The following is a 20,810-nucleotide window of genomic DNA, read 5'->3' on the forward strand; positions in this document are numbered from 1 at the left end:
AGTGGCAGCCAGCAGCGAAGGCATCACCAACCCGTCGATCGACGAACTCCTCGAAGTCGTCGACACCAAGTACGGCCTCGTGAGCATCGCGGCCAAGCGGGCCCGGCAGATCAACGCCTACTACGCCCAGCTCGGCGAGGGCCTGCTGGAGTACGTCGGCCCGCTCGTCGAGACCCAGGTCCAGGAGAAGCCGCTGTCGATCGCGCTGCGCGAGACGCGCGAGGGTCTCCTCAACGCCGAGCCCATCGAGGGCTGAGGTCCGGACGGGCGCCCCCTCGTCCCCCCCGGCCCGAGGACGCCCGCCTCCGCACCCTCGGGAAGCGACCGCAGATGACCTCTCCCCAGCCTCGCGTCGTCCTCGGCGTCGGCGCGGGCATCGCCGCGTACAAGGTGTGCGAGCTCCTGCGCCGCCTCACCGAGTCCGGCCATGACGTGCGCGTCGTGCCCACCGCCGACGCGCTCCGTTTCGTCGGCGAGCCCACCTGGGCGGCGCTGTCGGGCCATCCCGTGTCGGCCGAGGTGTGGACCGGCGTGTCGCGGGTCCCGCACGTCCGGCTCGGGCAGGAGGCCGACCTGGTCTTCGTCGCCCCCGCCACCGCCGACCTGCTGGCCCGCGCGGCGCACGGGCTGGCCGACGACCTGCTGACCAACACGCTGCTGACCGCGCGCTGCCCGGTGGTGTTCGCGCCCGCGATGCACACCGAGATGTGGGAGCACCCGGCCACCCAGGCCAACGTGGCCACCCTGCGCGCCCGCGGCGCGATCGTCGTGGAGCCCGCCTCGGGGCGGCTCACCGGCGCGGACACCGGCCCCGGGCGGCTGCCCGACCCGGCCGAGCTGTTCGAGGTCGCCCGCGGCGTCCTGGCCCGCTCCCGCGCGGCCGGCGAGGGCGCCCGCGACGCGGCCGTGCCGCTCGACCTGGCCGGCCGGCACGTGGTGGTCTCCGCGGGCGGCACCCGCGAGCCCCTGGACCCGGTCCGGTTCCTGGGCAACCGCTCCTCAGGACTCCAGGGGTACGCCCTGGCGCGTACGGCGGTGGCGCGCGGAGCGCGGGTCACCCTGGTGGCGGCCAACGTGGCCCTGCCCGATCCCGCGGGAGCCCGGGTGGTGCGGGTCGGCTCCGCCGAGGAGATGCGCGAGGCCGTTCTGGAGGCCGTCCAGGGAGCCGGGGGTGAGGCCGACGCGGTGGTGATGGCCGCGGCCGTCGCCGACTTCCGTCCCGCCGGCTACCGGGACTCCAAGATCAAGAAAACCCCCGGTGCCGAGCCGGAGCCGATCCGGTTGGTCAAGAACCCCGACATCCTGGCCGAGCTGGGCGCCCGCCCGCACGGCGACCAGGTGATCGTCGGGTTCGCCGCCGAGACCGACGACGTGCTGGCCAACGGGCGCGCCAAGCTCGCCCGCAAGGGCTGCGACCTGCTGGTGGTCAACCAGGTCGGGGAGGACCTGGCCTTCGGGCGGCCCGACAACGCCGCGGTCGTCCTGGCGGCCGACGGCACGAGCACCGAGGTGCCGCGCGGTCCGAAGGAGGCGCTGGCCGAGATCGTCTGGGACCTGGTGGCGGCGCGCCTGAAACCGGCCCCCGGTTGATCGGATCACGCCCCCGCGGAGAGACTCGGTATACCTCCCGGCGAGGCCGTTCCCGATAGACTTCCGCCGGACACCCCTGCCGAGGCCGCGGGGCCCGGCCGGTCATGCCAGCCCAACCGTCCAGCCCGCGCGGGGCGGCGTTTCCCGCCGCGGGGAGCCGACAACCACAAGTCCGTTCTGCGACGTCAGTCAGCAGCCGCTGCAAGGAGTTCACGTAACGTGTCTCGCCGCCTGTTCACTTCCGAGTCCGTCACCGAAGGACACCCGGACAAGATCGCGGACCAGATCAGCGACGCGATCCTCGACGCGATGCTCAAGGACGACCCCAAGAGCCGGGTCGCCGTCGAGACCATGATCACCACTGGCCAGGTGCACGTGGCCGGCGAGGTGACCACCGAGACCTACGTGGACATTCCCGGGGTGATCCGCGAGAAGATCCTGGAGATCGGCTACGACTCCTCCAAGAAGGGCTTCGACGGTCACTCCTGCGGCGTGTCGGTGTCGATCGGCGCGCAGTCGCCCGACATCGCGCAGGGCGTCGACGACGCCTACGAGACCCGTGAGGGCGAGGGGCTGGACGACCTGGACCGGCAGGGCGCCGGCGACCAGGGCCTGATGTTCGGCTACGCGACCAACGAGACCCCCGAGCTGATGCCGCTGCCGATCACCCTGGCGCACCGGCTCGCGCAGCGCCTGTCGGCGGCCCGCAAGGGCGGCGTGGTGCCCTACCTGCGCCCCGACGGCAAGACCCAGGTGACCATCGAGTACGACGGTGACCGCGCCGTCCGGCTCGACACCGTGGTGGTCTCCTCCCAGCACGCTCCCGACATCGACCTCAAGGAGCTGCTGGCCCCGGACGTCAAGGAGCACGTCGTCGACCCGGTGCTGGCCGACTTCGACCTCGACACCACCGGTTACCGCCTGCTGGTCAACCCCACCGGCCGGTTCGAGATCGGCGGCCCGATGGGCGACGCCGGGCTCACCGGCCGCAAGATCATCGTGGACACCTACGGCGGCATGGCCCGGCACGGCGGCGGGGCGTTCTCCGGCAAGGACCCGTCCAAGGTCGACCGGTCCGCGGCGTACGCGATGCGCTGGGTGGCCAAGAACATCGTCGCGGCGGGCCTCGCCGACCGCGCCGAGGTGCAGGTCGCGTACGCGATCGGCAAGGCCCACCCGGTGGGCGTGTTCGTGGAGACCTTCGGCACCGAGAAGCTCCCGGTCGCCAAGATCCAGGAGGCCGTGCTGGAGGTCTTCGACCTGCGCCCGGCCGCCATCGTCCGCGACCTGGACCTGCTGCGCCCGATCTACTCCCAGACCGCCGCCTACGGCCACTTCGGCCGCCCGGAGCCGGACTTCTCCTGGGAGTCCACCGACCGCGCGACCGCCCTGGCCGGGGTCGCCGGACTCTGACACGCGCGTGCGGCGGGGCCGGGGAGGGCGACCTCCCCGGCCCCGCGCGTCACGGGGTGAGACCGGCCAGGTCCAGCAGGCGGCTCATGTCGTGGAAACCTTCCACGCAGGCCGACAGCACCTCCGGATGGCGCCCCGAGGTCTCGGCGAACAGCAGCAGGAAGTAAGGGTCGAGGGTGCCGGGCCGCCGGTTGTGGGCCTCGACGACGACTCCGCTCTCCAGGCTCTCGAAGCGGCAGTGCACGCCGTGCGGGTCGGCCTGCCACGGCTCGCCGTCCACGACGAGCCGCCGGGGGTAGGTCTCGCCCCGGTCGGAGGCGGGTTCGATCTCCAGGCGGAAGCGTTCGGAGAGCCGCTCCGCCAGGCTCCGGAAGTCGGCGACCAGCGCGTCGAGCGCGGGACGCAGGCGGCGTGCCTCCTCCGTACCGACGACCCGCACCACGGTCAGCCGCGGACGGCCGTCCCCGGAGCCCGAGTTGAAGACGATCAGATCGTCCGCGGCCAGCCGCTCCTGCAGCGCCGCCGCCGCGGCCGTGACCTCCTCCCAGGAGGGCCCCGCCTCCAGCGGGATGACCGCGTGCCGCCCGCGCGTCACCGAGCGCCGCAGTTCGGCGTCGGAGGGGATCCCCGAAAGCGTCACCTGATCCTCCTCTCCCGCCCTGGGGCGGGCCGGCCGGAATCGAACTGGCGTCCTCCCGGTGTGGAGCCGGGCGCGACGACCTCTGCGCTACGGCCCGCCGGGCGGCAGCCTAGGGCATCCGGCGGAGTCGGTCCCATCTGGTAGGACGGGTGCGTGAGACACGACGGCGGCGAGACGGAGCTGATCCCGGGACTGGACGACGTCCCGCGCGTGCCCGCGGAGCAGCCCCCCGGCAGGCCCGCCAAGAAGGACACCAAGCCCGCCAGGAAGACCGCCAAGGGCGGGAAGGGCGCCCGGCGCCCCGCCGAGGACCTGCCCGTCGCGCGGGTCGCCGTGGACATGTCCCTGCCGCACCTGGACCGCCCCTTCGACTACCTGGTGCCCGCCGAGCTGGACGAGAAGGCGGTGCCGGGGTGCCGGGTGCGGGTCCGGTTCGCCGGGCAGCTGGTCGACGGCCTGATGCTGGAACGGGCGGCCGAGAGCGACCACGAGGGGCGCCTGGCGTACCTGGAGCGCGTCACCTCCTCCGAACCGGTCCTGGCCCCGGAGATCGCGGCGCTGGCCCGGGAGGTGGCCGACCTGTACGCGGGCACCTTCGCCGACGTGCTGAGGCTGGCGATCCCGCCGCGCCACGCCCGGGTGGAGGCCGAGCCCCGGCCCGAGGCCGTCCCGGCGGAGGCGCCTCCGGCGGGGGACGGCGGGCCGGGGCCGTGGGCGGAGTACCCGGCCGGGCCGTCCTTCCTGAAGGCGCTGGAACGGGGCGGCGCGCCGCGCGCCGTGTGGACGGCCCTGCCCGGTCCCGAGTGGCCCGCGGCGATCGCGCGGGCCGTGGCCGTCACCCTCCGGGGCGGCCGGGGCGCGCTGGTGGTCATGGCCGACGGCAGGGACGTCGCCCGCGTGGACGAGGCCCTGACCGCCGAACTGGGGGAGGGCCGGCACGTCGCCCTGACCGCCGAGCCGGGCCCGGCGGAGCGCTACCGGCGCTGGCTGGCCATCCGCAGGGGGACGGCACGGGCGGTCGTCGGCACCCGGGCGGCGATGTTCGCGCCGGTGTCCGACCTGGGCCTGGTCGTGCTGTGGGACGACGGGGACGACGTGCACGCCGAGCCCCACGCCCCGTACCCGCACCCGCGCGAGGTGCTGGCGCTGCGCGCGCACCGGACGGGCGCGGGGGCGCTGATCGGCGGGTTCACCCGGACGACCGACGCGACCCGGCTGGTGGAGTCGGGGTGGGCGCACGCGCTGGCCGCCGGCCGCGACCGCGTCCGGCGGACGATGCCGCGCGTCCGGCCCGTGGGGGAGGACGCCGAGCTGGCCCGCGACGGCGCGGCCCGGACCGCCCGGCTCACCAGCCTGGCGTTCCAGACCGCCCGGCAGGCCCTGGAGCTGGGTCCCGTGCTGGTCCAGGTGCCGCGCCGCGGCTACCTGCCCGGCCTGGCCTGCGGCCGGTGCCGCACTCCGGCCCGGTGCGGCGCCTGTCAGGGGCCGCTGGCGCTGGTGTCGGCGCACGCCTCGCCCTACTGCCGGTGGTGCGGCCGCATCGCCGGCGACTGGTCGTGCCCCGAGTGCGGTCACCGCCATGTCCGGGCCGTCGTGGTGGGGGCGCGCCGTACGGCCGAGGAGCTCGGCCGGGCGTTCCCGGGCGTTCCGGTGCGCACCTCCGGGCGCGAGGCGGTGCTGGACAGGGTCGGGGAACGGCCGGCGCTGGTGGTGTCGACGCCGGGCGCGGAGCCGGTCGCCGAGGGGGACGGGTACGCGGCGGGGCTGCTGCTGGACGGCTGGGTGCTGCTCGGCCGCGCCGACCTGCGGGCCGGTGAGGAGACCCTCCGCCGCTGGATGAACGCCGCCGCGCTGCTGCGCCCGTCCGCGCCCCTGGTCGTGTCGGCCGACGGGGGGCTCGCCCCGGCCCAGGCCCTCGTCCGCTGGGACCCCGTCACCTACGCCGAACGGGAGCTGGCCGAGCGCCGCGAGGTCGGGTTCCCCCCGGCCGTGCGGATGGCGTCCCTGACCGGGACCCCGGCGGCCATCCGCGACCTGCTCGCCCACGCCCGGCTCCCGGACGGGGCCGAGGTCCTCGGGCCCGTCCCGGTCGCCGTGACCGGCCGGGCCGCGCAGGACGCCGGCGCGCCCGAGAAGGAGCGCGCTCTGGTCCGGGTGCCCCGCGCCGCCGGTCCGGCCCTGGCGAGGGCGCTCCGGGAGGCGCAGGGGATACGCAGCGCGCGCAAGGCGCCGGAGAGCGTACGTGTGCAGATCGACCCCCTGGAACTGATCTGACCACTAGGGTTCTCGGGTGGCCGACAACTGGGTGGACACCGTCGATGGGGAACTGCGGCGCTGGGCGGAGCGAGGCGGCCCGGCGGCGGACGCCGGGGACGCCGCGGACGCCGAGGGGATGCTCCTCCTGCTCGACCTCGCCCGCGAGGACCTGGGCCTGCCCGGCCCCGGCGCGCTGACCCCGCCCCTGCTGCGCGAGCTGATGCTGGAGGTCTTCCCCGAGTCGGTGGTCGCCGGCCCGGAGGAGGTCCCGGCCGTCGTCGGGGCCGCCCGGCACCTGGTCGCCTTCCTGCGGGACACCGGCGCGGTGGGGGACGCCGACGCCGACGGGCTGGCCGCGGAGCTGGACCGGCTCGTCCCGGAGTTCACCGAGGCCGTGACCGCCGCCGACGCCTCGGACCGCGAGGCCGCCGCGGAGGTCATCGCCGGGATGATGGCCGCCGAGGGCGTGCCGGTGGACGACGAGGAGGCCGTCGAGCGCTGGGTGCGCGAGTTCGAGGCGCTGCCCGACGAGGAGCGCTACGCCCGCACCGAGGCGTACCTGCGCGAGATCGAGGACCGCGTCGTCCCGCCCGTGCGGCTGGCCCCGCCCGCCGAGCTGGCCGCCGCCGCCCGCGCCTCCGGCCTGGCGGCGCAGGCCCGCGCGCTGGCCGGGTGGCTCGGCGAGGGCCGCCCGGTGACCGGGGACGGCGAGCTGGCGGCGGATGACGCGCGTGCCGCCGCCGAGGCGCTCGGCCTGCCGCCGGGCCGTCCCGGCGACGTGTCCGAGCAGGCGGACCTGCTGCCCGAGCTCGACCGGCTCTGGTGGGCCGCGATGGACGCGGAGCTGATCACGCGGCGGGACGGCACGGCCGTGCCCGGCCCCGAGCCGGCCGCTCTCCTGGCCCCCGCCGAGGGGGACGGGGACGCCGCCGGGGACGAGGCGACGCTGAACCTGTGGCTGCGCCTCTTCGACGCGGCCGTGGTGCCCGAGCAGGAGCCCGAGGGCGGCCTCGACCCCGTCCGGCTGGTCCAGAACGAGCTCACCGGCGTGCTCATCCACCTGTACGAGCAGGACGAGCCGGCCACGTCCGGCGAGCTGGCGGGCGCGTTCGCCGAGCACGTCTCCGGGGCGTACGAGGTCGCCACGCCCCGGGAGATCGCCGACGCGCTCGGGGCCGCCCTGGCCCGGGAGATCGAGGACCTCGTCAGCTGGGGCGTCGCCGCCCCGGCCCCGGGCACCGGCCCGGAGCCCGGCTACGCGCTGACCCCGCTCGGCGTGTGGGGCGTCCGGGAGCTGCTGCTGGCCGACGGCTTCCTCGCCCCGGTGGTGGGCGATCTGGCGGACGCGCCGGCCGATGGGCTGGTCGCCGGGCTCGTCCTGCACCGCCAGGACACCGCCGACGAGGAGATCGAGGGCTGGCTGGCGGGCCGGGAGGCGCCGGCGGCGGCCCGGGACCTTCTGGAGGTCATGCGGACCGGCGGCCCCGGCGCCCGCAACCTCGCCGCCGCCGTCCTGAACCGCCTCGGCGCCGAGGCCGAGCCCGTCGTGCGGGAGGCGGCGGCGGAGCGCCCCGTACGGCCGTACGCCCTGCTCTGGCTGGCCCGGAACGGCACGGACGCGACCGGGGCCGGGGCGGCGGAGCCCGGCCGTGACGAGTACCTCTGGCTCTTCGTCGACACGGTCGCGGGGATGCTGGAGACCGCCGACCCGCGCGACGCGGTGGCCGCCGCCGTGGCCGACGCCCCCGCCGGGGCCGACCTGGACGGCATGGTGCGGGAGATGTGGCGCAGCGACCACCCCGACGCCGCCCGGGTCCTGGAGGCCCTGGGCGACCACCACCCGGACAAGGCGATCGCCAAGACGGCCCGTACCGCGGCCTACAAGGCGCGCTCGGCGCCCCGGGCGGGGGCCGCGCCCGCCGGGACGCCCGCCGCGGGCTGAGACGCGCGACGCCGAGACCTTCGTAGACTGGGACACCCGCCCGCCGGCCCCGGCGACCCGGCGGGCCCAGTGACGTTCAGGACAGGAAACGGAGTCCTCGTTGGCCGTCAAGCCCATCCGCCTCTTCGGCGATCCCGTGCTGCGCACCCCGGCCGAGCCCGTCAAGGACTTCGACAAGGAGCTGCGGCAGCTGGTCAAGGACCTCACCGACACGATGATCGACGCGCCGGGGGCGGGCCTGGCCGCGCCGCAGCTCGGCGTCGGGCTGCGCGTGTTCACCTACTGCGTCGACGACCGGCTCGGCCACGTGGTCAACCCCACCCTCGACCTGTCCGACGAGCGGGAGACCGACGACGAGGGCTGCCTGTCCCTGCCCGGCCTGGCCTTCCCCACCCCCCGGGCCGTGCGCGCCGTGGCCAAGGGCTTCAACATGCACGGCGAGCCCATCACGCTGGAGGGCACCCACCTGCTGGCGCGCTGCGTCCAGCACGAGACCGACCACCTGGACGGGATCATCTTCATCGACCGGATGGACCCCGAGCAGCGCAAGGCCGCCATGAAGGCGATCCGGGAGGCCGAGTGGTTCGGTGAGCCGGCCCCCGTGGTCAAGGACTCCCCGCACCGCACGTTCGGGAAGGCCATCTAGTGAAGCTGGTCTTCGCGGGCACGCCCGACACCGCGCTGCCGTCCCTGGAGGCCCTGCTGGCCTCCCCCCGGCACGAGGTGGCCGCCGTCGTCACCCGGCCCGACGCGCCGTCGGGCCGGGGCCGCAGGCTGGTCCCCAGCCCGGTCGCCGTACGGGCGGAGGAGGCGGGGATCGAGGTGCTCAGGCCGGCCAAGGCCCGCGACCCCGAGTTCCTGGACCGGCTGCGCGCCATCGCCCCCGACTGCTGCCCGGTGGTGGCGTACGGGGCGCTGCTGCCGCGCCCGGCCCTGGACATCCCCCGGCACGGCTGGGTCAACCTGCACTTCTCGCTGCTGCCCGCGTGGCGCGGCGCCGCGCCCGTCCAGCACGCCATCCTGCACGGCGACGACATCACCGGCGCGGCCACGTTCCAGATCGAGGAGGGCCTGGACACCGGCCCGGTCTACGGGGTGCTGACCGAGCCGATCCGGCCCGGCGACACCGCGGGCGACCTGCTCGGGCGGCTCGCCGTCGCCGGTGCCGCGCTGCTGGCCGACACCATGGACGGGATCGAGGCGGGGGTGCTGGAGCCGCGCCCGCAGCCCGCCGAGGGCGTCTCCCACGCCGCCAAGATCACCCCGGCGGACGCCCGGGTCGACTGGACCGCCCCCGCCCGCCGCGTCGACCGGCTGATCCGGGCCTGCACGCCCGCGCCGGGCGCCTGGACGACCTTCCGCGACGAGCGGATCAAGCTCGGCCCGGTCCGCCTCGCCGCGGGCGCCGGCCTGGCCGGCGGCGACACCGGGCCGCTGGCCCCCGGCGAGCTGCGGGTCTCCAAGAAGGAGGTCCTGGTCGGCACCGCCACCCACCCCGTCGCGCTGGGCGAGGTCCAGCCCCCGGGCAAGCGCCGGATGTCCGCGCTCGACTGGACGCGCGGCACCGCCCTCACCGGTAAGGACACGCTGGTCTGATGCCACCCGCACGCAGGCGCCGGGACGGCCACGGCCACCCGGGCCGCAACCGCAGGCCCGCCGGGCCGCGCCGCACCGGCCGCCCCGAGGACCTGGTCCGCCGTACCGCGTTCGACGTGATCCGCGCCGTCGAGACCCGCGACGCCTACGCCAACCTGCTGCTGCCGGCCCGGCTGCGCGACCGGGGCCTGTCCGGCCGCGACGCGGCGCTGGCCACCGAGCTGACCTACGGCACGCTGCGCGGGCGCGGCACCTACGACGCCGTCCTGGCGCTGTGCAGCGACCGCGAGCTGCGCCGGATCGACCCGCCGCTGCTGGACGTGCTGCGGCTGGGCGCGCACCAGATCCTGGCCACCCGGATCCCGCCGCACGCCGCCGTCGGCACGGCCGTGGACCTGGCGCGGTCGGTGGCCGGGCCCGGGCAGGCCAAGTTCGCCAACGCCGTCCTGCGCAAGGTCGCCGGCCGCGACCTGGACGCCTGGCTGGCCATCGTCGTCCCCGAGGGCGGCGGTGAGGCGGCCCGGCTGTCGGTCGCCTACAGCCACCCCTCGTGGATCGTCAGCGCGCTGCGCGACGCGCTCGGGCCCGACCGCGGCGAGATCGAGGCGCTGCTGGCGGCCGACAACGAGCGTCCCCGCGTCACGCTGGTGGCCCGGCCCGGCCGGGCGACCCCCGGCGAGCTGCGGGAGGCGGGGGCCGAGCCCGCGCCGTACTCGCCGTACGCGGCGGTGCTGCCCGAGGGAGACCCCGCCGCGATCGCCGCCGTGCGCGAGGGCCGCGCCGCCGTCCAGGACGAGGCCAGCCAGCTGGTCGCGCTGGCCCTGGCCGCCGCCCCGCTGGAGGGCCGGGACGCGCGGTGGGCCGATCTGTGCGCCGGGCCGGGCGGCAAGGCGGGGCTGCTGTCGGCCCTGGCCACCGAACGGGACGCCCGGCTGCTGGCGGCCGACCTGCAGCCGCACCGCGCGGCCCTGGTCGCCCGCGCGGTCGACGACCGGGCGGCGGTGGTCGCCGCCGACGGCACCGTGCCGGCGTGGCGTCCCGGGGCCTTCGACCGGGTCCTGCTGGACGTGCCGTGCACCGGGCTGGGCGCGCTGCGGCGCCGCCCCGAGTCGCGGTGGCGGCGCGGGCCGGAGGCGGTGGCCGAGCTGGGCCCGCTCCAGCGCGGGCTGCTGCGCGGCGCGCTCGACGCCGTCCGGCCCGGGGGAGTGGTGGCGTACGTCACCTGCTCGCCCCACCTGGCCGAGACGCGCGTGGTCGTGGACGACGTCCTGCGGGGCCGCGACGACGTGGCCAGGCTCGACGCGCCGGCCGTGCTCGCCGGCGTCGCCCCCGGCCTCACCGGGGTCGGCGAGGGCCCGTACGCGCAGTTCTGGCCGCACCGGCACGGTACGGACGCGATGTTCCTGGCGTTGCTGCGGAAGGCGGACGCCGCCGGGTGAGAGCGGGAACCCGCGGCGTTAGCCGATCGTCCCTCAGGGTAACCGTCAAGGACCGCAGTGTTTCCGGCCGCCGGGGAGGGCCGTGCTCATAGGCGTCATGCACGTGCTGTCGTTCATCGGCAGCGCGGCGTTCTACCTGCCCCTGCTGGTGGTCCTGTACTGGTGCGTGGACTCCCGGCTGGGAGCGCGGGCCGCGGTGGTGCTGTCCCTGGGCTCGGCGCTCAACACCTGGCTGAAGCTGCTCCTGCACGACCCGCGCCCGTTCTGGACCGACCGCTCCATCACCGGGCACGAGCCGCGCGCCTCCTTCGGGATGCCGTCGGGGCACGCGCAGAACGGGGTGGTGCTGTGGGGGTACCTGGCGAGCCGCACCCGGCGGCGGGCGCTGTGGGCCGGGGCCGCGCTGCTGGTGGTCCTGATCGGGATCTCCCGGATCGTGCTCGGCGTCCACTCGCCCGGCCAGGTCCTGGCGGGCTGGGGGATCGGCGCCGGGTTCCTGGCCGCCGTCCTCTGGCTCGAGCCCCGGGTGGTGCCGTGGTGGCAGGCCCGCTCCCTGACCGTGCAGTTCGCGCTCAGCCTCGCGGTGGGACTGGTGGTCCTCGGCGGCATGCAGGCCGCGCTGGAGTCGATGGACGGCTGGCGCTGGCCCGCCGCCTGGGTGAGGGCGATCACGGCGGCGGGCGGCAGCGTCGACCCCGTGACGCTGGGCGAGGGGGCGGCCGCGGCCGGCGCGCTGTCCGGCCTGCTGGCGGGCCTGTCGGTGGCCGCCCGCCACGTCCGGTACGACCCCGGCGGCACCGTGCCGCGCCGCCTGCTCCGGCTCCCGATCGGCGCGGCGGGCGCGCTGGCCCTCTACACCCTGGGCCTGTTCCTGGGCACCGAGCCCGTCCCGGCGTTCGCCGCGCAGGTGCTGCTGGGCCTGTGGGTCGCGGCCGGCGCGCCGGAGACCTTCGTCCGCCTCCGGCTCGCCGACCGGACGCCCCGTCCGGGGGCGCGGCCGGGGGAGGAGGCGGCGGGGCCGTCACCCGCGCGTTCACCAGGGCGGGGGAGATGACCGGGGGCCGGGCCTTCTAGACTCGGGACATCATGGCCCCACCGCAGATCTCACCCAGCATCCTGTCCGCCGACTTCGCCCGCCTCGCCGAGGACGTCGAGCGCATCGCCGACTCCGCCGACTGGGTCCACGTCGACGTCATGGACAACCACTTCGTGCCCAACCTCACCCTCGGGCTGCCCGTGGTGGAGGCGCTGCTCAGGCACAGCGCGCTTCCGCTCGACTGCCACCTGATGATCGAGGACCCCGACCGGTGGGCGCCCGCCTACGCCGAGGCGGGCGCGGGCAGCGTCACCATCCACGCCGAGGCCGCCAAGGCGCCGATCCGCACGCTGCGCGCGATCCGGGCCGCCGGGGCCCGCGCCGCCCTCGGCATCAACCCGGCGACCCCCGTGGAGCCGTACGAGGACCTGCTGGGCGAGATCGACATGCTGCTGCTGATGACCGTCGAGCCGGGGTTCGGCGGGCAGCGGTTCCTGGACGTGGTGCTGCCCAAGGTGCGCCGCGCCCGGCAGCTGATCAAGGACCGTGACCTGCCGGTCTGGCTGCAGGTCGACGGGGGCGTCAGCGAGGAGACGATCGAACGCTGCGCCGAGGCCGGCGCCGACGTCTTCGTCGCGGGCAGCGCGGTGTACGGGGCCGACGACCCCGGTGAGGCCGTGCGCAAGCTGCGGGGCCAGGCGGAGGGGGCCGCCTCCCGGTGAGCGTGCTGACGCTGCCGTGCCCGGCGGTGCTGTTCGACGTGGACGGCACGCTGGTGGACTCCACGCCCCTGGTCGAGCGTGCGGCCCGGCGGTGGGCCCGGGAGTACGGCGTCGACGCCGACGCCTACCTGGCGGTCGCCCACGGCCGGCGGACCTCCGACGCGATCGCCGGCTTCCTCCCGCCCGAGCGGGTGCGGGAGGCCACCGAGCGCCTGGACGCGCTGGAGGCCGCCGGGGTGGACGGCGTCAGCGCGCTGCCCGGCGCCCGCGAGCTGCTCGCGGCGATGAACGGGCTGCCCTGGGCCATGGTGACCTCCATGGACCCGGCCCAGCTGCGGGCCCGTACCGAGGCCGCCGGGGTGCCGCTCCCCGAGGTCGTCGTCACGGCGTCCGACGTGCGCGAGGGCAAGCCCGACCCGGCGGGCTACCTGCTGGCCGCGCGCCACCTCGGCGTCGACCCGCGCGAGTGCGTGGTCGTGGAGGACGCCCCGGCCGGCGTGCGCGCGGGCCGTTCCGCCGGTGCCACCGTGGTCGCGGTGACCACCAGCCACGACGCCGCCGAGCTGGCCGGAGCCGACCTGATCCTCCCGGGGCTCGCCCCGGTGTCGGCGGCCCCCGGCGGCCTGCGGATCGAGGTCTCGGGCCTCCACCGGACGCCCTGAGCCGCGGAAGGCCCGGTCAGTCCGGGGCGGGGCAGTCCGGAGCGGGTCAGGGCCGGGCCTTGGTCCGGGCCGGGCGCCTCCCGGGCTTGCCGGCCCCGTCCGGCTTCGCCCGGGACCCTTGGGTCCGCGCGGTGCAGTACTCGGCCTCCAGGGCCCGCGCGGTCAGGCCGATCTGGTCGACGACGTCGCTGGTGAAGACGAACGACATCGTGCGGCGCCCGTCCCGGGTCCCGCCCGCCCATGTCTCCCAGCCGTCCAGGGTGCCGCCGTTGCCGTACACCCGCACGCCGCAGGGCAGCCTCGCGATCACCGTTCCGAGGCCGTAACGGAAGATGTCGCTGCCCGGATAGGGCTGGGAGCCGGGGACCGGGCGCAGCATCGCGCGCAGCAGCCGTTCCGGCAGCAGCCGTCCCCTCAGCAGCGCGGAGGCGAACCGGTTCAGGTCGCCCGCCGTGGAGATCATGTCGCCCGAGGCGGTGGCGTAGGAGATGTTGACGTCGGTCGCGTCCTTCATCCGGGGCGGGCCGCCCTCGGCCGGCGTGTAGCCGTGCAGGTGCGGGCCGCGGATGCGCGGCCGGGCGCCCGGGAGGTAGGTGTCGCGCAGGCGGAACGGCCGGATGATCCGCCGCCTGATCTCCTGCGCGTAGGTCCGGCCGGTGACGGCCTTGATGACCATCCCGAGCAGGACGTAGTCGGTGTCGGAGTAGGCCCAGGAGGTGCCGGGCCGGAAGTAGGGCGGGTGGGCCAGCGCCGCCGAGGCCAGCTCCTCCAGGGTGAAGCGGTGCCTCGGGTGCTTCTCGGCGTAGTCGCTGAGCCGCTGGTCGGTGGCGTAGTTGAAGATCCCGCTGGTGTGGTCGAGCAGCATCCGCATGGTGATCCGGTCGGCGCGGTAGCCCTTGCCCTTCACGACGCCCGGGATCACCTCGTCGGCGGTGTCGCCGAGCTTGAGGCGCCCCTCGGCCACCAGCTGCAGGATCACCGTGGCCACGAAGATCTTGGTGATGCTGCCGATCCGGTACCTCATGGCCGCCCGGGGCTTCCGCATCGTCCTGACGTCGGCCACCCCGCTGGACAGGTCGAGAACGCGCAGGGGCGTGCGCGACTGGGCGAGGGCCCCGGGAGCCCCCTGGCGTACGGCCTCGTTCAGCACGCGCTGGAGGGCCTCGCCCGCGGCGTCCCCCTTCCCCGCGGACCTCACCTCGTAGGCGTGGGGCACCGCCTGCGCCGGGGACGTGACACCGGCCGCGGCGGTGAGCGCGGCCACGAGGAACGCGGTGCGCCGGAGCGCTGGACGTCGCATGGAACCCCTCCGATCAGATCACTGATCACTCTAAGTGACGAAATGATCTCGGAGAGTATGTGCTCGGCAGAGTGATGGTAATCAGTCCGGGACGCCGGGAAGGTCAGCGGTCGCCACTCCGGGACACCAGGCGGGCGAGCAGGCCGTGCAGCGCCTCCCGGTCGGCTTCGGGCAGGTCGAAGACCTCGGCGGCCATCTTGGAGGTGCTCGCGTGCAGGGCGGCGCGCCGGCGCTCGCCCTCCTCGGTCAGGACGAGGTGCTTGATCCTGCGGTCGCGGGGGTCGGGCCGCCGCCGCACCAGCCCGCGCCGCTCCAGCCCGTCCACGATTCCGGTCACGTTGGAGGCGTCGCAGGACATGACCTCTGCCAGCTCGCGCATGGGGGCGGGGGAGCGCAGCCGCGCGAGCGCCTGGGCCTGGGCGGGCGGCAGGTCCAGCTCGGCCGCGGCGCGGTCGAGGCCCACGCGGATGCGCCCGGCGAGGCGGAAGGCGAGTTCCATCAGTTCGTCGCTGCTGGAACGCGGGGCCTCGGACTGCATACGCCGATGATAGCCAGCCGGTTGGGCGGCTCGAATGTTGAGGTCCTCAAGTGTTTGCTCTAGAGTGAAGTTAGTTGAGTATCTCAACAATGGTGAATCTCAAGGAGGTTGCGTGATGGCCGAGGTGCAGGATGTGCGGGGAGCGGGGGCCCGGCGTCGCGGCCGGGCGGTCGCGGTCGGGGCGGCCGTGCTCGCCAACGCGGTGGTGTGGCTTCTCTCGGTGCCGGCCGCCGGGCTGGAACTGGCCGTGACCTATCCGGGCGAGGAGACGGCGACCGTGGGCGCCGGCATCGTCCTGTTCTTCACGGCCGGGGCGTCGCTGGCGGGCTGGGGCCTGCTCGCGGTCCTGGAACTGGTCGCGCGGTCGCGGGCCAGGATCGTCTGGACGGTGGTCGCCCTCGCCGTCCTCGTGCTGTCCTTCTCGCCCCTCCTCCAGGTGGAGGCCGCGGGCAGCACCAAGGCGGTCCTGGCGATCATGCATGTGGTGGTGGCCGCGGTCCTCGTCCCCGGCTTCTGGCGCACGGGCCCCCGGGCCGTCCATGCTCCGAGCACGCCCGGCACGCCCGGCACGCCCGGCACGGTCACCCGGGGGCCGGTCGCCCCCGGGTGACCGGCGGTCAGAAGACGGGGCCGACCAGGAGGAGGCCCGGGTGCGGGGACGAGGCGTACAGGGCGAACAGCGCGAGCGAGCCTCCCGCGAGGGAGATGTCCTTGAGGAACTGGGTCTGCTCGTTCTGCCGGACCTGCGGATCCTCCTGGGTCCAGAAATCGTGGAACAGGAGCGCGGTGAGGATGAGGAACGGCAGGAACGCGATCGCGGCGATGTCGGGCCAGATGCCCAGGATGAGCAGGGCCGACGCCAGCAGGATGTAGATGCCGGAGAACTGCACCATCAGCCGGGGCTGGGGGAGGTTCTTGCTCGCCGCGTAGCCCGCCATGCTCTCGGTGGCGGTCAGGTGCCCGATGCCCGCCCCGATGAAGACGGCTGTGAACAGGATGCGCCCGATCAGTGCGATGACGTCCATGACCACCTCCGAGGTCGTCGTCACGGCGACGCGTGTCCCCGGTATCTACCCTTCCCGGAGGTTGTTGAACAATAAACGGTTGCGTCCATGGTAGCCTAGCGAGCGCTTGCTTGGTTCGGTTCCGCCCGTGGGGATCCTCACATGGGGCGGGGAATGTCCGGCATGGCACACTGGTTGCCAGCAGTGAAAACGCGTGCTCCGGGGTCGGTGAAATTCCGAACCGGCGGTGACAGTCCGCGACCCGGCCGAAGCCATCGGCCGGTTGACCCGGTGGAACTCCGGGACCGACGGTGAAAGTCCGGATGGGAGGCAGCGCGCTGGACGCCCCTGTGACGGGGTGTGCCGTTCGACCGTCGTACCCCCGGAGCCTTCGCATCCAAGGATTTTGGAGGCCCGGGAGATGTTCACCGGCATCGTCGAGGAGCTCGGCGAGATCGTGGGGATCGAGTCCGCCGGGGACTCGGCCAAGCTCACGATCCACGGCCCGCTCGTGACCCAGGACGCCGTGCACGGCGCGTCGATCGCCGTCAACGGCGTCTGCCTCACCGTCGTCGACGTCAAGGACGAGACCTTCACCGCGGACGCCGTCAAGGAGACCCTCGACAGGTCCGCCCTCGGCGCGCTGGGGCCGGGCGCCCGGGTCAACCTGGAAAGGCCCGTACGGCTGCAGGACCGGCTCGGCGGGCACCTGGTCCAGGGGCACGTCGACGGTGTCGGCCGCGTCGTCTCCAGGGAACCCGGCGAGCGCTGGGAACTGGTCACCGTCTCCCTGCCCCCCGGCCTGAGCCGGTACGTGGTCGACAAGGGCTCGATCACCGTGGACGGCATCAGCCTCACCGTGGTCGAGGCGGGCGACGACGCCTTCAGCGTCGCGCTCATCCCCACCACGCTCGCCCTCACCACCCTCGGCCACAAGGCCCCCGGCGACCCGGTCAACCTCGAGGTGGACGTCGTCGCCAAGTACGTCGAGCGGATGCTGGGCGCCCGCGCGGCGGAGCCGGCGCCGGAGACGGCCGGCCCGGCGGGGGGCGTGTCGTGAGCCACGGCGTGGAGACCGGCGGGGACACGGCGAGCGGGAGGCGCGGAGTGAGCGAGGACGACGGGATCTTCGACCCCATCGAGGAGGCGGTCGCCGACATCGCGGCCGGCCGGCCCGTGGTGGTGGTCGACGACGAGGACCGCGAGAACGAGGGCGACATCATCTTCGCCGCCTCGGCGGCCACGCCCGAGCTGCTGACGTTCACGATCCGCCACACCAGCGGCGTGATCTGCGTGCCGATGGAGGGCGCGGACCTGGACCGGCTCCAGATCCCCCTCATGACGGCGCAGAACACCGAGCGGCTGCGCACCGCCTACACCGTCAGCGTGGACGCCCGCGACGGCGTCAGCACCGGGATCTCGGCCGCCGACCGCGCCACGACGATCCGCCTCCTGAGCGCCCCGGCGACCCGGCCCGACGAGCTGGTGCGCCCCGGGCACGTCTTCCCGCTGCGCTACCACCCGGGCGGGGTGCTGCGCCGCCGCGGGCACACCGAGGCCGCCGTCGACCTGGCCCGCCTGGCCGGTCTCGCGCCGGCCGGGGTGCTGGCCGAGGTCGTCAACGACGACGGCACCATGGCCCGGCTGCCCGAGCTGCAGGTCTTCGCCAAGGAGCACGGCCTCAAGCTGATCTCCATCGAGCGGCTGGTGGAGTACCGCAAGCGCCGCGAGGCCCTGGTGGAACGCGTCGTGGAGACCGGCCTGCCCAACCGGTACGGCATGTGGCGCGCGGTCGGGTTCGCCAGCGCGATCGACGGCGGCGAGCACGTCGCCCTGGTGCACGGCGACCTCGGGGACGGCGCCGACGTGCTGGTCCGGGCGCACTCGGAGTGCCTGACCGGCGACGTCCTGCACTCCGAGCGCTGCGACTGCGGCACCCAGCTGGACGCCGCCATGGAACGCGTCGCCGCCGAGGGGCGCGGCGTGATCCTCTACCTGCGGGGGCACGAGGGACGCGGCATCGGGCTGCTGGCCAAGCTGCGGGCGTACGCGCTCCAGGACGCCGGGGCCGACACCGTGGACGCCAACCTGGAACTGGGGCTGCCCGCCGACGCCCGGGAGTACTCCAACGCCGCGCACATGCTGCGCGACCTGGGCGTCCGCTCGATCCGGGTGCTGACCAACAACCCCGCCAAGCTCGCCGGGCTGGAGGGCTTCGGCATCGAGGTGCTGGGCCGCGAGGCCATGCCCGTGATCGTCACCGAGCACAACCGGCGCTACCTGACGGTCAAGCGCGACCGTCTCGGACACCGGATCGACGGGCTGCCCGGAGCCCCGGAGGGAGAGTCATGAGCGGAACGGGACGTCCCGAGGACGGCACGGTCGACGCCGGGGGCCTCACCCTCGGCATCGTGTGCACCCGCTGGCACGGGCACATCACCGACCGGCTGCTGGACCGCGCCGTGGACGCGGCGCGCGCGTGCGGGATCGCCGAGCCCGCCGTCGCCCGGGTCGCCGGGGCCCTGGAGCTGCCGGTGGTCGCCCAGCAGCTGGCCCGCGACCTGGACGCCGTGGTCTGCCTGGGCGCGGTGATCCGCGGTGAGACCGCCCACTTCGACTACGTCTGCGACGCGGTCACCGCCGGTGTGACACGGGTCGCACTCGACGAGGCCACCCCGGTCGGCAACGGCGTCCTCACCTGCGACACCCGGGAGCAGGCCGAAGCCCGCGCGGGATTCCCCGGAAGCCAGGAGGACAAGGGCTGGGAGTCGGTGGTGGCCGCCCTGGACACGGCCCTGACGCTGCGGCGGCTGCGGGGGGCCGCGCCCGCCGGGAGCGTCCGCGGCTAGGGCGTGTCTCGAAGTAGCCTCAGCCACCGCGCGAGCGCGTTGGCTGCCAGGTGGGGCGATGCCGGAGGCGAGCCTCACCTGGCAGATCGCGAAGCGATGCCGCGCTCGCACAGGCCCGGTCAGGCGCGAGCCGCCAGGCGAGCGCCGTGGGCCGGGACTTTGAAACAGAGCCTAGCGCCGGGGGCGTGCGGCACGCCGGAGGGTGGGGCGGGCCGCGCGCCGCCCGGTGGACGGCGTAAGATCTGTGGAGGGCAAGGCGCCGGACGTTCCGTCCGGCGCGGCCAGGCAGGAGCAGCCGGACGGAACGGCCGGCGCGGATACCACGGGATGGAGGCGACGGTGGCCGCACTCGACATGGCACTGACCCTGCGAGGCCCGCGGCATCACGGTCACGCCGGGCACGGCGTGGAGCATCTGGGCTCCTGAGCACGTCCCGGTTTCCCGTACGCGTTCCCACCATCGAAAGGCTTCTCCCGTGCTGTCTCTCGTCCTGCCCAAGGGCTCGCTGGAAAAGGCGACCATGCAGCTGTTCGACGCCGCCGACCTGACGGTCCGGCGCGCCTCGGACCGCGACTACCGCGCGCAGATCGACGACCCGCGCATCGACCGGGTCCGGGTGCTGCGCCCGCAGGAGATCCCCACCTACCTCGAACAGGGTCTGTTCGACCTGGGCATCACCGGCCGCGACTGGATCACCGAGACCGACTCCGACGTGGTCAGCCTGGGTGAGCTGAAGTACTCCAAGGCCACCGACAACCCGGTCCGCGTGATCATGGCGGTGCCCAACGACGCGCCCTGGCAGAAGGTGTCCGACCTGCCGGAGGGCGTCCGGATCTCCACCGAGTTCCCGGCCCTGACCCGGCGTTTCCTGGACAGGCACGGCGTCAAGGCCAGGGTGGTCCCGTCCTACGGCGCCACCGAGGCCAAGGTCCCCGACATCGTCGACGTGATCGTGGACCTCACCGAGACCGGCTCGTCGCTGCGCAAGAACGGCCTGCGCATCCTCGACACCCTCCTGACCAGCTACACCGAGCTGGTGGCCAACCGCGCGTCCTACGAGGACGCCGCCAAGCGCGCCGCGATGGAGGACGTCGCCCTGCTGCTGCAGGGCGCCATCCGGGCCCGCGGCAACGTCCTGCTCAAGCTGAACGTCGCCGACACCGCCCTGCGCGCCGTGCTGGAGATCATGCCGGCGATGTCCTCGCCCACGGTGACGCCGCTGGCGGGCGGCGAGCAGCACGCGGTGGAGAGCGTGGTGGCCAAGCGCGGGGTCAACACCCTCATCCCGGCGCTGAAGGCGGCCGGTGCCCGCGACATCCTCGAGATCCCGATTTCCAAGATCGTTGACTGAGACGCGAGCTCCGGCGCTGCCGGTGGTGTGGCGCCCCCGCACCACCCGGGTCGTCGCCTACGCGACGGCGGGCGTGATCGTGCTCGGCATGGTCGTGCTCGCCGTCGTGGTGGCCCCCCAGTTCAAGGTGTTCGACCGGATCCTCATGGTGGGGTTCGGCCTGTTCCTGGCCTGGATCCTGCACATGCTCGCCCGCTGCCGGGTCGTGGCCGACGCCGCCGGGCTCACCGTCGTGAACGCCTTCCGGACCCGCCGCCTGGAGTGGGCCGAGGTGGTGGACGTGACCATGGGACCCGGCGAGCCCTGGCCCGCCCTGGACCTGGCCGACGGCACCTCGCTCGGCGCGATGGGCATCAACGGCGCCGAGAAGGCCCTCGCCGCCCGGCAGGTGGAGCAGCTGCGCGGCCTGCTGGTCGAGCACGCCGAGGCCCCCGACCGCTGATCGCGTCCCGGCGCGGAACCCCCCGCCGGG

Annotated in this window: 21 protein-coding genes, 1 tRNA gene and 1 riboswitch; of the genes, 17 read left to right on the forward strand and 5 right to left on the reverse strand. The window is 74.9% G+C overall.

Going from position 1 to position 20,810, the window contains the following annotated elements; translation table 11 throughout:
- The first annotated feature begins 1 nt into the window (after position 1).
- The 3 genes from rpoZ to metK all read left to right on the forward strand — a co-directional run bounded on the left by rpoZ (position 2) and on the right by metK (position 3,003).
- Positions 2-256, forward strand: a complete 255-nt coding sequence (gene rpoZ, locus IW256_RS12175) for a DNA-directed RNA polymerase subunit omega (protein WP_026405772.1) — start codon at positions 2-4, stop codon at positions 254-256.
- A 74-nt stretch (positions 257-330) separates the two neighbouring features.
- On the forward strand, positions 331-1,590 hold the full coding sequence (coaBC, locus tag IW256_RS12180) for a bifunctional phosphopantothenoylcysteine decarboxylase/phosphopantothenate--cysteine ligase CoaBC (protein WP_197011063.1): 1,260 nt from the start codon (positions 331-333) through the stop codon (positions 1,588-1,590).
- A 219-nt stretch (positions 1,591-1,809) separates the two neighbouring features.
- Positions 1,810-3,003, forward strand: coding sequence for a methionine adenosyltransferase (gene metK, locus IW256_RS12185; protein WP_197011064.1), 1,194 nt, complete (start codon positions 1,810-1,812; stop codon positions 3,001-3,003).
- Between the two features lie 49 nt (positions 3,004-3,052).
- On the opposite strand, the gene IW256_RS12190 is transcribed toward metK, so the two are convergent.
- Together IW256_RS12190 and IW256_RS12195 are read right to left on the reverse strand one after the other, a co-directional pair.
- Entirely contained in the window at positions 3,053-3,643 is a 591-nt protein-coding gene (locus IW256_RS12190; RefSeq protein WP_197011065.1) for a DUF6896 domain-containing protein, read from the reverse strand.
- A 20-nt stretch (positions 3,644-3,663) separates the two neighbouring features.
- Positions 3,664-3,741 (reverse strand) — tRNA-Trp (locus IW256_RS12195).
- Between the two features lie 55 nt (positions 3,742-3,796).
- Here IW256_RS12195 and IW256_RS12200 point away from each other — a divergent pair.
- The 8 genes from IW256_RS12200 (at position 3,797) to IW256_RS12235 (ending at position 13,296) form a co-directional block, all read left to right on the forward strand.
- Complete coding sequence (locus tag IW256_RS12200; RefSeq protein WP_197011066.1) at positions 3,797-5,917, forward strand: primosomal protein N'; 2,121 nt, start codon at positions 3,797-3,799, stop codon at positions 5,915-5,917.
- 16 nt (positions 5,918-5,933) lie between these two features.
- Positions 5,934-7,841 carry a hypothetical protein gene (locus tag IW256_RS12205; RefSeq protein ID WP_197011067.1) on the forward strand — a complete coding sequence of 636 codons (1,908 nt, stop codon included), beginning with the start codon at positions 5,934-5,936 and terminating at the stop codon, positions 7,839-7,841.
- A gap of 100 nt (positions 7,842-7,941) precedes the next feature.
- The gene (gene def / locus IW256_RS12210; protein ID WP_197011068.1) at positions 7,942-8,487 is read left to right on the forward strand and encodes a peptide deformylase; all 546 of its coding nucleotides are present in this window, start codon (positions 7,942-7,944) and stop codon (positions 8,485-8,487) included.
- Positions 8,487-9,437, forward strand: coding sequence for a methionyl-tRNA formyltransferase (gene fmt / locus IW256_RS12215; RefSeq protein ID WP_197011069.1), 951 nt, complete (start codon positions 8,487-8,489; stop codon positions 9,435-9,437). Before def ends, fmt begins: the two co-directional genes overlap by 1 nt.
- Positions 9,437-10,876, forward strand: a complete 1,440-nt coding sequence (locus tag IW256_RS12220) for an RsmB/NOP family class I SAM-dependent RNA methyltransferase (RefSeq protein ID WP_197011070.1) — start codon at positions 9,437-9,439, stop codon at positions 10,874-10,876. The genes fmt and IW256_RS12220 overlap by 1 nt, the downstream gene beginning before the upstream one ends.
- A gap of 82 nt (positions 10,877-10,958) precedes the next feature.
- The gene (locus tag IW256_RS12225) at positions 10,959-11,930 is read left to right on the forward strand and encodes a phosphatase PAP2 family protein (RefSeq protein ID WP_197011071.1); all 972 of its coding nucleotides are present in this window, start codon (positions 10,959-10,961) and stop codon (positions 11,928-11,930) included.
- A 32-nt stretch (positions 11,931-11,962) separates the two neighbouring features.
- Positions 11,963-12,634, forward strand: coding sequence for a ribulose-phosphate 3-epimerase (gene rpe / locus IW256_RS12230; RefSeq protein ID WP_197011072.1), 672 nt, complete (start codon positions 11,963-11,965; stop codon positions 12,632-12,634).
- Positions 12,631-13,296, forward strand: a complete 666-nt coding sequence (locus IW256_RS12235) for an HAD-IA family hydrolase (protein ID WP_307828860.1) — start codon at positions 12,631-12,633, stop codon at positions 13,294-13,296. The genes rpe and IW256_RS12235 overlap by 4 nt, the downstream gene beginning before the upstream one ends.
- 46 nt (positions 13,297-13,342) lie before the next feature.
- On the opposite strand, the gene IW256_RS12240 is transcribed toward IW256_RS12235, so the two are convergent.
- Complete coding sequence (locus IW256_RS12240; RefSeq protein ID WP_197011073.1) at positions 13,343-14,596, reverse strand: serine hydrolase domain-containing protein; 1,254 nt, start codon at positions 14,594-14,596, stop codon at positions 13,343-13,345.
- 103 nt (positions 14,597-14,699) lie between these two features.
- Positions 14,700-15,134 (reverse strand): MarR family winged helix-turn-helix transcriptional regulator, encoded by a 435-nt coding sequence (locus IW256_RS12245; protein WP_197011074.1) that lies wholly within the window; start codon positions 15,132-15,134, stop codon positions 14,700-14,702.
- Positions 15,135-15,249: 115 nt separating this feature from the next.
- On the opposite strand from IW256_RS12245, the gene IW256_RS12250 reads away from it, so the two are divergent.
- Positions 15,250-15,744 carry a DUF6069 family protein gene (locus IW256_RS12250; protein WP_197011075.1) on the forward strand — a complete coding sequence of 165 codons (495 nt, stop codon included), beginning with the start codon at positions 15,250-15,252 and terminating at the stop codon, positions 15,742-15,744.
- Positions 15,745-15,751: 7 nt separating this feature from the next.
- Here IW256_RS12250 and IW256_RS12255 read toward each other — a convergent pair whose 3' ends face one another.
- Positions 15,752-16,183: a DoxX family protein gene (locus IW256_RS12255; RefSeq protein ID WP_197011076.1), complete on the reverse strand. Its 432-nt coding sequence runs from the start codon at positions 16,181-16,183 to the stop codon at positions 15,752-15,754.
- Positions 16,184-16,348: 165 nt separating this feature from the next.
- A riboswitch (FMN riboswitch) is annotated at positions 16,349-16,479 on the forward strand.
- A gap of 80 nt (positions 16,480-16,559) precedes the next feature.
- Between IW256_RS12255 and IW256_RS12260 the strand changes: the two genes are divergently transcribed.
- The 5 genes from IW256_RS12260 (at position 16,560) to IW256_RS12280 (ending at position 20,780) form a co-directional block, all read left to right on the forward strand.
- Entirely contained in the window at positions 16,560-17,198 is a 639-nt protein-coding gene (locus IW256_RS12260) for a riboflavin synthase (protein WP_197011077.1), read from the forward strand.
- Positions 17,199-17,245: 47 nt separating this feature from the next.
- Positions 17,246-18,490 carry a bifunctional 3,4-dihydroxy-2-butanone-4-phosphate synthase/GTP cyclohydrolase II gene (locus IW256_RS12265; RefSeq protein ID WP_307828861.1) on the forward strand — a complete coding sequence of 415 codons (1,245 nt, stop codon included), beginning with the start codon at positions 17,246-17,248 and terminating at the stop codon, positions 18,488-18,490.
- Positions 18,487-18,987 carry a 6,7-dimethyl-8-ribityllumazine synthase gene (ribH, locus tag IW256_RS12270; protein WP_197011078.1) on the forward strand — a complete coding sequence of 167 codons (501 nt, stop codon included), beginning with the start codon at positions 18,487-18,489 and terminating at the stop codon, positions 18,985-18,987. Before IW256_RS12265 ends, ribH begins: the two co-directional genes overlap by 4 nt.
- A gap of 475 nt (positions 18,988-19,462) precedes the next feature.
- Positions 19,463-20,338 carry an ATP phosphoribosyltransferase gene (hisG, locus tag IW256_RS12275; RefSeq protein WP_197011079.1) on the forward strand — a complete coding sequence of 292 codons (876 nt, stop codon included), beginning with the start codon at positions 19,463-19,465 and terminating at the stop codon, positions 20,336-20,338.
- Positions 20,331-20,780: a PH domain-containing protein gene (locus IW256_RS12280; RefSeq protein ID WP_231403752.1), complete on the forward strand. Its 450-nt coding sequence runs from the start codon at positions 20,331-20,333 to the stop codon at positions 20,778-20,780. The genes hisG and IW256_RS12280 overlap by 8 nt, the downstream gene beginning before the upstream one ends.
- Positions 20,781-20,810: the final 30 nt, after the last annotated feature.

It is taken from the genome of Actinomadura viridis, from assembly GCF_015751755.1.
GTDB classification, from domain to species: domain Bacteria; phylum Actinomycetota; class Actinomycetes; order Streptosporangiales; family Streptosporangiaceae; genus Spirillospora; species Spirillospora viridis.